This is a genomic window from Allobosea rubneri (genome assembly GCF_032464875.1).
In the GTDB taxonomy this organism is placed as follows: domain Bacteria; phylum Pseudomonadota; class Alphaproteobacteria; order Rhizobiales; family Beijerinckiaceae; genus Allobosea; species Allobosea rubneri.
In genome coordinates this window covers 38,324-52,958 of sequence record NZ_JAWDID010000009.1, presented here as the reverse complement: position 1 = coordinate 52,958, position 14,635 = coordinate 38,324, and the positions used below count along the sequence as shown (strand labels likewise).

The window sequence follows — 14,635 nt, the reverse complement described above, 5'->3', positions numbered from 1 at the left end:
AGTGCCGCTCTTGGCCGGCACACGCATTCGGACAGCCGAAAATGGCGCGAGCGGGGCCATTAACCGGCGATTTACTGCGTTCCTTTAGCTTCCGAGCGCAGATTTCTCATGCGGAAGTGCCGTGTCCATGCACGCTCTGGCTCTGAAGGCGCCTGCCCCGGCCAATGAGGACGCGCCCGACGCGCAGGCCGCCTCGCGCGCCGTCGTCGAGATCGCCGAGCGTTTCGGCAAGCTGAGCAGCGAAATCACCGACATCTCGGGCCGCATCGGCGACGTCAACGGCCAGCTCGACCGGCAGACGGCGGGGCTGCACCGTGTCGTCGGTTCGGTCGATCAGGTGGCACGTGCCAATCAGGCGATCCAGCGTTCGGCCGAGGAGGCGCAGAACGCGGCTTCGGTGGTGAAGAGCGGGCTCGAACGCGTCACCGGTGCGGTCCGGCTCGGGCTCAATGCGGCGCAGAACGACATCGCCGAACTCTCGAACGGGGCGCAGTCGATCTCGCAGGCTCTGGCCGGTGCGGTCGAGCGGGCCCACAAGCTGCGCGAGGCGAGCGAGGCGATCCAGTCGATCACCCGCGAGATCCAGCTGCTTTCGATCAATGCCGGGGTCGAGGCCGCCCGCAGCGGCGCCGCCGGCCGCGGCTTTGCGGTGATCGCAGCCGCGGTCAAGCAGCTCGCCGAACAGACGCGCGACGCCACCAATGCAAGCTCCAGGCAGCTCGATGCGCTGGTTGCGACGGTCGATCAGCTGGCGAGCCAGAGCGAGGCCAATGCGCTGGCGGCGCGGCGCGCCAGCGAGGAAAGCCAGGGCATTTCGCGCCAGATCGGCGAGCTCGATCATTTCGGCAAGTCGGTGGTCGGGCTGATCGCAGAGATCGACAGCATCTCGGCACCGACCCGCGACAATGCGGTAGCCTTCGCCAAGGTCGGGGCGGAGCTGAAGGATCTGGTCGGCGGCGTCGAGCAGTCGAGCCACAGCCTCGAGGTCGCGTCGCGCCGCGCGAGCTCGCTGGTCTCGACCAGCGAGGCGGTGCTCGGCTCGATCGCGGCTTCGGGCGTACGCACGCCCCAGTCCGAAATGATCGAGACGGCGATTGAAGCGGCGACGGCGGTCGCCGGGATGTTCGAGCAGGCGCTGGCCAGCGGCCAGATCGGCATGGCCGAGCTGTTCGACGAGAATTATCGCCCGGTGCCGGGCAGCAACCCGGTGCAGCACTTGACCCGCTTCGTCGAGCTGACGGACCGCCTGCTGCCGCCATTACAGGAGAAGCTGCTGGCCGGCAACCGGCGCGTGGTGTTCTGCGCTGCCGTCGACCGTAACGGCTTCCTGCCGACGCATAACCGCAAATATGCGCAGCCGCAGGGGCCGGATCCGGTCTGGAACAACGCCAATTGCCGAAACCGCCGGCTGTTCGACGACCGGACCGGGCTGGCGGCCGCACGCAACCAGAAGCCCTTCCTCCTGCAGACCTATCGGCGCGACATGGGCGGCGGCAATTTCCTGGTGATGGAAGATCTTTCGGCGCCGATCTTCGTCAGGGGCCGGCACTGGGGAGGCTTCCGCTTCGGACTCAGCGTCTGACGGGTGCGGAGTGGAGCGAGTGGCTCCGGAAGTAGCGGGCGGCCTTGCCCGGATGTGGTGTTGAGTATCGGGTCGCAATCGCCGTCATGCATATCGCTCCCGCCTTTCCGAATCTCTCGGTCCTGCTGATCGATGCCAGCCCGCACTATCGGCGCATCATCCGGACGATGCTCTACCAGGCGCAGCTGCAGCGGATTTTCGAGGCCGCGGACCTCGCCGGTGCGGCGACGATGTTCATCCAGAAGCAGCCCAACATCGTCATCCTCGACTGGGACCTGCCGGACGGCGACAGCATGAAGTGCCTGGCCTCGATCCGCTCCTTCAAGACCTCGCCCTTCGCCAAGGCGCCGGTGCTGGTGATGATGGAGAGGCCGGACCGCCGCGCCGTCGTGCAGGCGGCCAAGCTCGGCGCCCATGAGATCATCGTGAAGCCGATCTCGCCGAACAATCTCTGGCTGCACCTGTCGGGGATCATCAACATCCCGCGGAAGTACAAGGAACAGAGCGGCGCGATCACCCTGGTGCCGCGGGCGATCAGCAACAGCCTGTTCTGACCCTCTTTTCCTGCAGCGCGAAGCCGAGTCCAGCATCTGCCGCGAGCGCGCAGCCGAGCGCATCCTGCATGCCCCGAAACGGTCACAATCCTTCCGGGTTCGGCCAGCGCTTAGCGAAATTTTTACCAGTTCCGTGACAGCCTCCAGCCACGATTCATAGGTTGCGCCGCCGTGGTCATCACCGTTTCCTTGCCGCCGCTTCTCGGCCGTTCCGAGGCCGCAGCCTTCCGAAATCAACTCCTCGTCGCGCTGGAACAGCGGGAAAGCGTCAGCGTCGAATGCGCCGGCGCCGGCCCCTTCCCGAGCCTGTGGATCCAGCTTCTGCACGCGGCCGCGGCGAGCGCCGCCGTGCATGGGCTGACCGTCACGCTCAAGGCGATGTCCGAGGATTGCCGCCAATCCTTCCAGGCGATCGGCTTCGATTTCGCCCAAAGCGCCCTCGTCGTGGAGTGAATGCGATGCGTATCCTGGCAATCGACGACACCAAGACCCTGCTCAGCCTGCTCAGCATGACGCTGCGCAATGCCGGGCACGAGGTCGCCGAAGCCGAGAACGGCGAGGAAGGCCTCGCCCGCTTCGACCAGTTCAAGCCCGATCTCGTGATCACCGACCTCAACATGCCGGTGATGGACGGCATCGAGTTCACGCGCGCCTGCCGCGCGCGGCCGGCCGGCCAGAACACCCCGATCATCGTGCTGACCACCGAGAACGGTGCCGAGATCAAGGCGGAAGGCCGCCGCGCCGGCGCCAGCGCCTGGATGGTCAAGCCGTTCGAGCCCAACACCCTGCTCGGCCTCGTCGCCCGCTACCAGAACTGAGGCGACTCGATGGATGCTCTGGCCGAACTGAAACAAACCTTCTTCCAGGAATGCGAGGAACTCCTCGGTGCTCTCGAGCAGAAGCTCCAGGCGCTCGACGAGGGCTCGCGCGATTCCGAGGACGTCAACGCCGCCTTCCGCGCCATCCACTCGATCAAGGGTGGTGCGGGTGCCTTCGGTTGCACCGAGCTCGTCGCCTTCGCGCATGTCTTCGAGGCTTCGCTCGACCATCTGCGCTCCGGTCGCGTCGCCCTTGAGGATGCACCGTTCAGCCTGTTCCTGCGCTGCTCTGATGCGGTGTCCGATCTCGTGGCGGCTGCCCGCAACGACGAGCCCGCCCAGGCGCGTCCGGACCTGCTGGCCGCGCTGGAGAAGGTCGGACAGGCCAAGCCGGAAGCTCCGGCTGCCGTCAGCGACGAGCCGCCCGGCATCGCCGCGCTCGGCAACCTGCTCGCCATGGTCGAGGCCAAGACCGCTGCGCCGGCCGCGCCTGCGGCCGATGATGGCTGGGATGACGAACCCGCCGCAGCGGTTGCGCCCGCGCCGGCCCGTCCCGGCCGCGATGTCTGTGTGCGGATCAATCCCGAGAGCGACCTGTTCCGCCGGGTGATCGAGCCGCGCGTCGTGATCGGCAGCCTGCCTGCCGAAGAGATCGTCTCGGTGACCTGCGACATGAGCCAGGTCCCGGCGCTCGAAGCGCTCGACGTCACCGACTGCCATATGCGCTTCAACGTGATGCTGCGCACCGATCTGCCGGTCGAGGAGATCGTCGCCAAGTTCGACTTCACCCTCGCGAACGAGGAGTTCGAGGTCGAAGTCATGCCGGCGGCGGCCAATGACGACGCGGTCGAGGAGATTGCGGCGCCCGTTTCCGAAGTTCCGCAGAATGTCGCGGCGGATCTCTCCGCGATCCTCGCCCGCCTCGGCCCGGCTCCGACCGCGGCCGCGCCTGCCGAGGTCGTCCCGCCCCAGGCGCCTGTCGCGGTGGCGGCTTCCGCTCCGCCGCCGCCAGCCCCGCCGCGTCCCGCGGCCAAGCCGGCGGCCAACGACGCGGCCGCCGCGCGCCAGCGCCAGGCAGTCAGCGTGCGTGTCGATCTCGACCGGATCGACCGGCTGATGAACCTCGTCGGCGAGATCGTCATCACCCAGTCGATGCTGGTCGAATGCGTCCGCTCGCTGCCCTATGACGTCTACGCCAAGACCGCCGAAGGCATCCTGACCCTGTCGCGCCAGACGCGCGAGCTGCAGGACCATGTCATGGCGGTGCGCGCGCAGCCGGTGAAGGCGGTGTTCCAGCGCATGCCGCGCCTGGTGCGCGAGCTCGCCCAGACGCTTGGCAAGGAAGTGAAGCTCGTCCTCGAGGGCGAGAACACCGAGGTCGACAAGACGATCATCGAGGAGCTGGCCGACCCGCTGACCCATATGATCCGCAATTCGATGGATCACGGGCTGGAGACACCGGATGAGCGCATCGCCGCCGGCAAGCATCCCGAGGGCACGATCAGGCTGATCGCGGAGCACCGCGCCGGCCGCATCGTGATCTCCGTCACCGATGACGGGCGCGGCATCGGCCGCGACAAGCTCTTGGCCAAGGCACGGTCCCGCGGCCTCGTTGGACCGGATGAGAGGTTGGCGCCGGAGGAGATCGACCAGCTGATCTTCGCCGCCGGCCTGTCGACGGCCGAGGCGGTCAGCGACATCTCCGGCCGCGGCGTCGGCATGGATGTGGTCCGCCGTAACGTCGAATCGCTCGGCGGACGCATCAGCGTCGATTCCGAGCCGGGCCGCGGCTGCAAGTTCACGCTCGCTCTGCCGCTGACGCTCGCCGTGCTGGAAGGCATGGTGATCCGCTGCGGCGACGACCGCTATGTCATCCCGATCGCCAGCGTGATCGAGACGCAGCATCTCGCCAATACCCCGATCGAGCACCTGACCTTCGGCCAGGAAGTCCTGCGCTGGCGCGGCGAGGTCACGCCGCTCTACCGGCTGGGTGCCGTGATGGGTTCGTCCGGCACGCGCGACGAGAACATCATCATCATCGCCGAGACCGAGCGCGGCGGGAATGTCGGCATCGCGGTCGACGAGATCGTCGGCCAGCAGCAGGTCGTGGTGAAGAGCCTCGAAGCCAATTACGGCACGGTCAACGGCGCTTCGGCCGCGACCATCCTCGGCGACGGCCTCGTCGCCCTCATCCTCGACGTCGATTCCATGCTGCGCCTGGCGGCTGCCGGCGGCCGCCAGACTGCTCCCGAACTCAAATTGGCTGGATGACCATGACCCTGCAACTCGGCGAAAAGCACTTCACCTCGGCGCAGCCGGAATCGGCGGCGCGCCGGATCGTCACCTTCCGCGTCGGCGACCGGACCTTCGGCATAGATGTCGGCATGGTCCGCGAGATCAAGGGCTGGCAGGCGACGACGCCGCTGCCGCATGCGGCCCCGCATGTCCGCGGCGTGCTCAACCTGCGCGGCGTGATCCTGGCGGTCTACGACCTGCGCACGGCGATCGGCCTCGGCGTCACCGATGCGACCGCGACCCATGTCATCGTCGTCGTCGATGTCGAGGACAAGACCGCCGGCCTGCTGGTCGACTCGGTCTCCGACATCGTCGACGTGCCGGTCAGCGCGGTTCGTCCGGCGCCGGATCTGGAGCGTGACGAGCACGGTCTGATCGAGGGGCTCGTCCTGCTCGACACCGACATTGTGGCGCTGCTCGACCTCGCGGCGGTGATCAAGGACGGTGGTGACGCTCAGGCTCGGCAGGCCCGCGCCAACTGAGCCGTCGCAAGACCGCCGGAGGACGCCCGCCAAAGCGCCAGAGGAAGCTGCCCCGCCTGCGACTGCACCGAAGAGACCAACAGAGCCTATGAGCATGATGCCGGCGGGCCTTTCGAAACTGACCTTCAAACTGCCGGCGTTGTTCGCCGGCGGGTCACTGCTCGCCGCCACCGGCGTCACGATCGCGGTGCAGCAGGCGACGGCGGCGAAGCTCGCCGCCCTTGGGCTGAGCGGTCCGCAGGCCGAGACGGTGACCTCCGCCATGCTCGGACCGGCGCTTGCCTTCGGCGCCGCCGGGATCGCCGTTGCCGCCGGGCTCGGCTGGCTCGCTGCGCGCTCGCTGGCGAGGCCGCTGGCGGCGATGCGCGAGGGCACCGAGCAACTGGCGCAGGGGAAGGAAGCCGAGCTGCCGGAGCTGGCGCGCCGGGACGAGGTCGGCGAACTCGCCCGCAGCCTGCAGCAGCTCCAGGACAGCAGTGTCGAAGCCAGCCGTATCCGCGCGGCCCTCGACGGCTGCCGCACCAACATCATGGTCTGCGACGCGCAGGGTCGCGTCGTCTTCGCCAACCGCTCGCTGCTGAAGTTCTTCGCCGAGGCGCAGGACGACTTCCGCATCGCCTTTCCCGGCATTTCCGCCAAGGACATGCTCGGCAAGGTGATGGATGTCTTCCACAACCAGTCGTCCGGCGGGTTCGTGGCCGGCGGCATGCGCTCGCTGCGCTTCGCTCTGGGCCGGCGCACGGTCGCGCTGACCCTGAGCCAGATGGTGCAGGCGGACGGGCGGCTGCTCGGCGCGACGATGGAGTGGCGCGAGCTGACGGATGAGGTCGCGGCCGCCAACGAGGTCGCCGATGTCGTCTCGGCCGCAGCGGAAGGCGACTTCTCGCGGCGCATCCCGCTCGCCGGGAAATCGGACGCGCTGGCGCGGATCGCCGAGGGTATCAACCAGATCAACGTCATCGTCGAAGGGGCGGTCGGCGAGTTCGCCGATGTGCTCTCCGGCATGGCCGATGGCGATCTCAGCCAGCGCATCGACGGCGACTATCAGGGCCTCCTCGCCGAGTTGAAGGCCGGGCTCAACGAGACGATGGCGCGGCTGGCGCAAACCGTGTCCGGCATCCAGGGGACCTCCGGCCATGTCGCGACGACCGCGGCCGAGATCCGCAGCGGCGCCGCCGATCTTGCCCGCCGTACCGAGGACAGTGCCGGCAATCTCGAGCAGACGGCAGCGACGACCGAGCAGCTCGCGGCTTCGGTGAAGCAGAGCGCCGAGCGCTCGCGCCGGGCGACGGATCTGGCCGGGGAGGCGATGGGCGTCGCCGAGGCGGGCCAGAAGGTGGTCGCCGACGCTGTCGGCGCGATCGAGCGCATCGAGGCGTCCTCCGCCCGCATTTCCGAGATCGTCTCGGTGATCGACGGCATCGCCTTCCAGACCAATCTCCTGGCGCTCAACGCCGCGGTCGAGGCGGCGCGCGCCGGCGACGCCGGCAAGGGCTTTGCCGTCGTCGCATCGGAGGTGCGGACGCTGGCGCAGCGTTCGAGCCAGGCGGCCAAGGACATCAAGGGGCTGATCGTCAACTCGAACGAGCAGGTCGCCGATGGCGTGCGCTTCGTGCGCCATACCGGCGAGGCGCTGAACCGGATCGTCGCGGCGGCGGGACAAGTCTCCAGCACGGTCGCCGAGATCTCGGAGGCCACAGCCGAGCAGGCCGGCGGCATCGAGGAGATGAGCCAGGCCGTCGCGCATATGGACGAGGCGACCCAGCAGAATGCGGCGCTCGCCGAGCAGAGCGCCGGCTCGGCGAACAGCCTCGCCAGCCAGATCGAGGCGCTGCGGAACCTCGTCGCCTTCTTCCACACCGGCGAGGCCCAGGCGCATGCCGTGCCGGCCACCAACGGCTTTGCCGCGCCTTCCCGGGCAGCCCCCGGTGCTCCGACTGCGCCAAGGCAGGCCGCGGCTTCGGTGAAGCCCTATCGCCAGGCCGAGGTCCGTGCTCGCGCCGTCGAGCCGCGCCGCAAGGTCGCCGGCGGCGGGCGCTTCGAGGAATGGGCGGAGTTTTAAATCTTTGCGTGCCCAGAGTCAGACCATGCTAGCTCCGCCGCCCCAGGCCGAACCCACCTTGACCCGCGACGACATGGGCTTTGTTGCCAAGCTCGTCTACGAGCATGCCGGCATCGTCATTCGCGAGCACAAGGAAGCGATGACGCGCGGGCGGTTGGCGCGGCGCGTCAAGGCGCTGGGATTGAACTCGGTTGCCGAATACTGCGCCTTCCTGAAGACGCCGGCGGCGCTCGACGAGATCCCCGAGCTGATCAACGCCGTCACCACCAACCACACGGCCTTCTTCCGCGAGCGCCACCATTTCGACCATCTGCGCGGCGATGTGCTGCCGCGGCTGATCCAGGAGCGCGCAGCCCGGCGCGGCCGCATCCGGATCTGGTCCTCCGCCTGCTCCTCGGGCGAGGAGGCTTACAGCATCGCGGCGGTCTCGCGCGACGTGATCGGCCATCGCGGCGACCTCGACTTCAGAATCCTGGCGACGGATATCGACACCGACATTCTCGACCGTGCCGCAGCGGGGCTCTATCCGCTGGAGCTATTCGAGCGGCTGCCTGCCGATCTGCGTCCACTCCTGCGCTTCGACGGCCAGGCGGGCCGCGGCGAGGCGCGGATCAGCGACGATCTCAAGCGCCTGATCGCCTTCAAGCGGCTCAACCTGATCGAGAGCTGGCCGATGAAAGGGGCCTTCGACGTCGTCTTCTGCCGCAATGTCTTCATCTATTTCGACACCCCGACCAAGGCCGCGATCCTCGACCGCTTCGTCTCGTTGATCCATCCCGGCGGCTTTCTCTATCTCGGTCATTCGGAATCCCTGCCGCAGCCGCATCCGAAGCTTCGACTGATCGGCCGGACGATCTACGAGCGCACGCCATGAGCCTTGCCAGATGAGCCCCGCCATATGAGCCTAGCCAGATCCTCACGGCGCTATTTCGACCCGCGTTTCGACGCGACCATCATAACGGTCGCGCCTGGCGAGCATGAGATCACCTCCGCGAAAGACGAGATCGTTGCGACGGTGCTCGGCTCCTGCATCTCGGTCTGCATGCGCGATCCCCATATCGGGGTCGGCGGGCTCAACCATTTCCTGCTGCCCAAGAACAATGGCGGCTCCGACACCAGCGCCGGCGAGCGTTATGGCGATACCGCCATGGAGGTGCTGATCAACGGGCTGATGAAGCGCGGTGCCCGGCGCAACCAGCTCGAAGCCAAGGTCTTCGGCGGCGCGCGCGTGCTCTCCGGCGCCACCATGCTGGCGATCGGCGAAGGCAACATCACCTTCGTCAACGAGTTCCTCGCCCGCGAAGGCATACCGGTCGTCTCCAGGGATGTTGGCGGCACCCGCTCGCGCCGCATCCACTACCAGCCCACGACTGGGCGCGCCTGGGTCCAGCATGTCCAGCAGGCCGCGCGCGATCCTGAACGTGAGCAGGAGCTCGCCTACCTCAACCGCCTCAAGACCCAGCCGGTGGCGGGCGAAGTGGAGATCTGGTGATGGGCATGCCGAACCCCTCCGCCGGCCCGGTGAAAGTCCTCGTCGTCGACGATTCCGTGCTGATGCAGAAGCTGATGACGCAGATCATCAACTCGACGCCCGGCTTCCAGGTGATCGGCGTCGCCGGCAGCGCCGAGGAGGGCTGGGACGCGATCCAGGAATTGCGGCCGGACATCCTGACGCTCGATCTCGAACTGCCGGGCCGTCACGGGTTGAAGCTGCTCGCCCGCGTGCTGAAGCAGGACCCGCTGCCGGTATTGATCGTCTCGGCCTTCGGCGGGCCGGGCGCCGACAACACGATCCAGGCGCTGGAGCTCGGCGCGATCGACTTCATCGAGAAGCCGGACGGCACCACCCATACGCTCGACAGCTTCATGAAGCATGTCGGCACGGCGCTGCAGCGGGCCTCGGCCAGCCGGCGCCTGTTGATGGCGGCCCGCGCCGCGAAGGAGGCCCCGGCCGCTGCCGTGCCGGCGCGTCCGACGATCGCCCGCGAGATCAGCCGCACCGTCGGCAAGTCGCCGCTGATCGCGATCGGCGCCTCGACCGGCGGCGTCCCCGCTGTCCAGGTGGTGATGCGCGATCTCGCCTTCACGCGGCTGCCGATCGTCGTCGTCCAGCACATGCCAGCCGGCTACACCGCGAAGTTCGCGGCGCGGCTCGCGGCGGCGACTGGGCTCGATGTCCGGGAAGCCGCCGATGGCGACCGGCTGCGGCCCGGCATGGCCGTAGTCGCGCCCGGCGGTCACCGCCATCTCGAGATCGAGGAGCGGCGCGGCGAATTCGTCTGCCAGCTCAGGGAAGGGCCGCTGGTCAGTGGACACTGCCCCTCCGTCGACGTGATGTTCCATTCGGTGGCGCGGGCCGCCGGCGCCCAGGCGGTCGGCGTGCTGCTCACCGGCATGGGACGTGATGGCGCTGACGGTTTGTTAGCCATGCGCAAAGCCGGGGCCGAGACGTTAATCCAAAGCGGTGAGACCTGTGTGGTAAACGGGATGCCGAAAGCCGCGTTCGAGATCGGCGCCGCTGATCGGGCCGTCGCGCTCGACCAGATCGGTGGTGTCGTCGCGGGGTTGATCGGCGAGCGGCCGCATCAGCGGACCGCGTGAGGAGAGTGTTATGACAAAGGCGAGAAGCGATTATCGCATCCTCGTGGTCGACGACCAGAAGAGCATGCGCGGGCTCGCGACCTATTTCCTGAAGCAGATCGAATTCCAGGACATCGACGAGGCGGAGAACGCCCGCGAAGCCCTGATGAAGATGCAGACCAAGCGCTACGACTTGCTGCTGCTCGACTGGAACATGGACGGGATGAGCGGCATCGACCTGCTCCGCGCCATCCGCTCGGTGCCCGAGCTCAACCAGATCAAGATCATCATGGCGACCTCGGAGCGCTCGGTCGACAAGATGGATGAGGCGACGACCAACGGCGCCGACCACTATGTCGTGAAGCCCTACGAACTGCGAGACCTCGAGGTTCGGGTCAAGAAGGTCCTGGCCTGCTGAGCTGCCGGCTGCGGCGGTAGTTTCTTGCGAAGCCCCGGCCTCAGGCCGGGGCTTCGTCGTTCCGGGGCGGGTTGGGGCAGGGGCGCCGAAAAAACCGGCTCCCACCTTTTCTCATTTTGCTCTAGGATGTGTTCCGATTTCGCCGGAGCCAGCCCATGCGTCTCCACCGCCGCCAAGTCCTTGCCCTACTCGCCTATCCGATGATCGCAGAGGTGAACGCGGCGCAGGGCGACAGCAACGCCTATGCTTTCAGCTTCGACAGGGCAGAAGGCGGAAGGGTGCCGCTCGAGGCCTATCGCGGCAAGCCGATCTTGATCGTGAACACGGCGACGCGCTGCGGCCTCGCCGGCCAGTTCGCCGGGCTGGAGCAGCTCTGGCAGCGCTACCGCACGCGCGGTCTGATGCTGATTGCCGTGCCGAGCAATGATTTCGGCGGGCAGGAACCGCTCGCCGGGGCGGCTATCGCCGAGGCGGTGCGGCAGAGCCATGGCGCGAACTACCTGATCACCGAAAAGGTTGCGGTGCGTGGCGAGGCGGCCCATCCCTTCTATCGTTGGGCGGCTAGCCAGCGCCCCGCCGAGACGCCGAGCTGGAACTTCCACAAATACCTGGTCGGCCGCGACGGCAGCCTCGCCGGCAGCTTCAGCTCGCGCACCGACCCGGTCTCTCCCGAACTCGTCCAGGCGATCGGGCTGGCCCTGGAGAAGCGGCGCTGAAGGAAGCGGCAGGCGCCGCTCTCAGTTGCGTGCGTAGATGTCCTCGATCCGGACGATGTCGTCCTCGCCGGTATAGGAGCCGACCTGGACCTCGATCAGTTCGAGCGGAATCTTTCCCGGGTTCTTCAGTCGGTGGGTGCAGCCGATCGGCAAGTAGACCGACTCGTTCTCGTGGACGAAGACGGTGCGGTCGTCGACGGTGACCTCGGCGGTGCCGGAAACCACGACCCAGTGCTCGGCGCGATGGAAGTGCTTCTGCAGGCTGAGTTGGCCGGCTTCCTTGACGTGGATGTGCTTGACCTGGAAGCGGGTACCGATGTCGATGCGCTGGTACCAGCCCCAGGGGCGGTAGATACGTAAGTGCTCGCTGGCCTCCGGCCGGCCGCTCGCTTTCATCTGCTCGACGAGGTTCTTGACCTTGCCGGACGCCGCCATCGAGGCGACCAGCACGGCGTCGCGGGTCGCGACGACCACGACATCGTCGAGGCCGACGACGGTGGTCAGCATCTCGTCGCTGCGCACCAGCGAGCGATGGGTGTCGATCACCACTGCGGGGCCTTCGAGCACGTTGTCGTCGCCGTCCTTCGGCTTGATCTCATGGATCGAATCCCATGCGCCGATGTCCGACCAGTCGAAGGAAGCAGCCAGCATGCCGGCCGAGTCGGTACGCTCCATCACCGCGTAGTCGATCGAGATCTTGCTGGCGCGGGCGAAGCTCTCCGGATCGAGCCTCAGGAAGTCGAGGTCCCGCCGGGCCTTCTCGACGGCGGCCTCGGCGGCTTCAAGCACCTCGGGGGCGTGGCGCGCGAGTTCGCTCAGCATGGTCTTGGCGGCGAAAAGGAAGTTGCCGCTGTTCCAGAGATAGCCTTCCGCGAGATATTGCGTGGCGAGTTCGAGTTTCGGCTTCTCGACGAAGCGGGTGAGGCGGCGAGCTCCGGGCTCGGCGAGCTCCGCGCCCGGTGCAAGGTAGCCATAGGCCGTCGACGGGTGCGTCGGCGGGATGCCGAGGGTCATGACCAGGCCGGCGGCGGCGAGGCGGGCGGCGCGCTTGCAGTCGCTGCGAAAGGCTGCCGCGTCGGTAATGAGGTGGTCTGAGGCGAGGGCGAGGCCGACGGCTTCGGGGTCGCGTCGACTGGCCAGCACGGCGCCGACAGCGATCGCAGCGGCGGAATCGCGGCGCTCGGGCTCGAGCACGATCTCGCCCTCGACCCCGCAGGCGAGCATCTGCTCGGCGGCGATGAAGCGGAAATCGGTGTTGGTGATGACGATCGGCGCGTCGAAGGCCGGATCGGCCAGCCGCTGCAGCGTCGCCTGGAAGGTCGAGAGCCCGCCCGCGAGCAACGGGATGAACTGCTTGGGCATGGTATCGCGCGAGAGCGGCCAGAGCCGCGTTCCGGCGCCGCCGGCCATGACGAGCGGGATGATCTTGGGCGAGGGCATCTTGCGGTTCCGGCAGCGAGCGAGGTGTTCTCGGCCCCTCCTTACGGCAACGAAGCTACCATCCAATAAACGGCGCCGCGTTGGCCTTGCCCCGGAGCGCTCAGCTCTTTGGCTTCTGTCCCGGGCGGAACGCGACGATCACTGCCGGATCGGTCTCGAGATAGGGGCCCTCGATCAGGTCGATGCAATAGGGGATCGCCGGCATGACCGCGTCGAGGCATTCGGCGATGGCGCGCGGGCGGCCGGGGAGGTTGACGATCAGCGACTTGCCGCGAATGCCGGCGAGCTGGCGCGAGAGGATCGCGGTCGGCACCTTGGCGAGACTGACCTGGCGCATCAATTCGCCGAAGCCCGGCATCAGCTTGTCGATCACGTCCTCGGTCGCTTCCGGCGTGACGTCGCGCGGGGCCGGGCCGGTGCCACCGGTGGTGACGATCAGGCAGCAGCCCTCGACATCGGCGAGCTCGGTCAGCGTTCGGGCGATGCCGGCGCGATCGTCGGGGATGACGCGTGAAACTGCCTGCCAGGGGCTAGCCAGTGCCTTGCCGAGATAGTCGAGGATCGCCGGGCCGCCTTCATCGGCGTAGACGCCGGCCGAGGCGCGGTCCGAAACGGTGACGATGCCGATCTTCGCAGGTGACGTCATGGCCTGTCCTCAAACCCGGTAGAAATCGCGATACCAGCGCACCATCCGCCCGATGCCCTCGGCCAGCGGGGTGTGCGGGCGAAAGCCGACGGCAGCCTCCAGCGCCGAGACGTCGGCGGCGGTGCGCAGCACGTCTCCCGGCTGGCGCGGCCTCATCTCCATGGCCGCCTTCCGGCCGACCGCTTGCTCGATGGTGGCGATGAACTCCATCAGCGGCACGGGTGCGGAGTTGCCGATATTGTAGAGCCGCCAGGGTGCCGAGGAGGTCGCCGGGCTGGGATCGTCGCCCGACCAGGCCGGGTCCGCGGCGGCGACGGTGTCGAGCGTGCGAACCACGCCCTCGACGATATCGTCGACATAGGTGAAGTCGCGCTCGTGGCGGCCTTCGTTGAAGACCTCGATCGGCTCGCCGGCCAGGATCTTCCGGGTGAAGATCATCGGCGCCATGTCGGGCCGGCCCCAGGGGCCGTAGACCGTGAAGAAGCGCAGGCCCGTGGTCGGCAGCCCGTAGAGATGGGCGTAGGCATGAGCCATGCCTTCATTGGCTTTCTTGGTCGCGGCATAGAGGCTGACCGGGTGATCGGCATTGTCCTCGACCCGGAAGGGGATGCGGGTATTGGCGCCGTAGACCGAACTCGACGAGGCGTAGACCAGATGCTCGACGCCGTTCCGGCGGCAGCCTTCGAGGATATGGCCGAAGCCGGTCAGGTTGCTGTCGAGATAAGCCTGCGGATGGGTGATCGAATAGCGCACGCCGGCCTGGGCGCCGAGATGGACGACGCGTTCGAAGCGGCCTTCGGCGAACAAGGACTGCATGGCTTCGCGGTCGGCGAGATCGAGCTTCTCGAAGCTGAAGCGGTGATGGCCGGCGAGGCGTTCCAGCCGTGCCTGCTTCAGGGCGGGGTCGTAGTAATCGTTGAGATTGTCGATGCCGACGACCTCGTCGCCGCGTTCCAGCAGGACCTTGGCCGTCTCGTTGCCGATGAACCCGGCTGCTCCCGTCACCAGAACGCGCATCGCCTTCCCAAGCTGCTGTCGAACG

Annotated in this window: 15 protein-coding genes; 12 read left to right on the top strand and 3 right to left on the bottom strand. The window is 67.5% G+C overall.

Annotated elements, in window-relative coordinates:
• Nucleotides 1-127: 127 nt before the first annotated feature.
• The 12 genes from RKE40_RS08295 (at nt 128) to RKE40_RS08240 (ending at nt 11,507) form a co-directional block, all read left to right on the top strand.
• Nucleotides 128-1,582, top strand: coding sequence for a methyl-accepting chemotaxis protein (locus RKE40_RS08295; protein ID WP_316017856.1), 1,455 nt, complete (start codon nt 128-130; stop codon nt 1,580-1,582).
• Between the two features lie 86 nt (nt 1,583-1,668).
• A complete protein-coding gene (locus RKE40_RS08290; protein WP_316017762.1) occupies nt 1,669-2,136 on the top strand; it encodes a response regulator in 468 nt (155 codons plus the stop codon).
• A gap of 171 nt (nt 2,137-2,307) precedes the next feature.
• A complete protein-coding gene (locus RKE40_RS08285) occupies nt 2,308-2,589 on the top strand; it encodes an STAS domain-containing protein (RefSeq protein WP_316017761.1) in 282 nt (93 codons plus the stop codon).
• Between the two features lie 5 nt (nt 2,590-2,594).
• Nucleotides 2,595-2,954 carry a response regulator gene (locus RKE40_RS08280; RefSeq protein WP_066471565.1) on the top strand — a complete coding sequence of 120 codons (360 nt, stop codon included), beginning with the start codon at nt 2,595-2,597 and terminating at the stop codon, nt 2,952-2,954.
• A gap of 9 nt (nt 2,955-2,963) precedes the next feature.
• Entirely contained in the window at nt 2,964-5,225 is a 2,262-nt protein-coding gene (locus RKE40_RS08275) for a chemotaxis protein CheA (RefSeq protein WP_316017760.1), read from the top strand.
• Between the two features lie 2 nt (nt 5,226-5,227).
• Nucleotides 5,228-5,731 (top strand): chemotaxis protein CheW, encoded by a 504-nt coding sequence (locus tag RKE40_RS08270; RefSeq protein ID WP_291635457.1) that lies wholly within the window; start codon nt 5,228-5,230, stop codon nt 5,729-5,731.
• An 88-nt stretch (nt 5,732-5,819) separates the two neighbouring features.
• On the top strand, nt 5,820-7,793 hold the full coding sequence (locus RKE40_RS08265) for a methyl-accepting chemotaxis protein (RefSeq protein ID WP_316017759.1): 1,974 nt from the start codon (nt 5,820-5,822) through the stop codon (nt 7,791-7,793).
• 58 nt (nt 7,794-7,851) lie between these two features.
• The gene (locus tag RKE40_RS08260) at nt 7,852-8,667 is read left to right on the top strand and encodes a CheR family methyltransferase (RefSeq protein ID WP_316017758.1); all 816 of its coding nucleotides are present in this window, start codon (nt 7,852-7,854) and stop codon (nt 8,665-8,667) included.
• Between the two features lie 24 nt (nt 8,668-8,691).
• Complete coding sequence (locus RKE40_RS08255; protein ID WP_316017757.1) at nt 8,692-9,285, top strand: chemoreceptor glutamine deamidase CheD; 594 nt, start codon at nt 8,692-8,694, stop codon at nt 9,283-9,285.
• Nucleotides 9,285-10,394, top strand: a complete 1,110-nt coding sequence (gene cheB / locus RKE40_RS08250) for a chemotaxis-specific protein-glutamate methyltransferase CheB (protein ID WP_316017756.1) — start codon at nt 9,285-9,287, stop codon at nt 10,392-10,394. The genes RKE40_RS08255 and cheB overlap by 1 nt, the downstream gene beginning before the upstream one ends.
• A gap of 10 nt (nt 10,395-10,404) precedes the next feature.
• Nucleotides 10,405-10,791, top strand: coding sequence for a response regulator (locus RKE40_RS08245; RefSeq protein WP_316017755.1), 387 nt, complete (start codon nt 10,405-10,407; stop codon nt 10,789-10,791).
• A 155-nt stretch (nt 10,792-10,946) separates the two neighbouring features.
• Nucleotides 10,947-11,507, top strand: a complete 561-nt coding sequence (locus RKE40_RS08240) for a glutathione peroxidase (protein ID WP_316017754.1) — start codon at nt 10,947-10,949, stop codon at nt 11,505-11,507.
• A 21-nt stretch (nt 11,508-11,528) separates the two neighbouring features.
• Here the strand turns inward: RKE40_RS08240 and RKE40_RS08235 are convergent, their stop codons facing one another.
• From RKE40_RS08235 to RKE40_RS08225, 3 genes are all read right to left on the bottom strand, one after another.
• Complete coding sequence (locus RKE40_RS08235) at nt 11,529-12,947, bottom strand: mannose-1-phosphate guanylyltransferase/mannose-6-phosphate isomerase (RefSeq protein ID WP_316017753.1); 1,419 nt, start codon at nt 12,945-12,947, stop codon at nt 11,529-11,531.
• 100 nt (nt 12,948-13,047) lie between these two features.
• The gene (gene mog, locus RKE40_RS08230) at nt 13,048-13,593 is read right to left on the bottom strand and encodes a molybdopterin adenylyltransferase (RefSeq protein WP_316017752.1); all 546 of its coding nucleotides are present in this window, start codon (nt 13,591-13,593) and stop codon (nt 13,048-13,050) included.
• A gap of 9 nt (nt 13,594-13,602) precedes the next feature.
• Nucleotides 13,603-14,610, bottom strand: a complete 1,008-nt coding sequence (locus RKE40_RS08225; RefSeq protein ID WP_316017751.1) for an NAD-dependent epimerase — start codon at nt 14,608-14,610, stop codon at nt 13,603-13,605.
• Nucleotides 14,611-14,635: the final 25 nt, after the last annotated feature.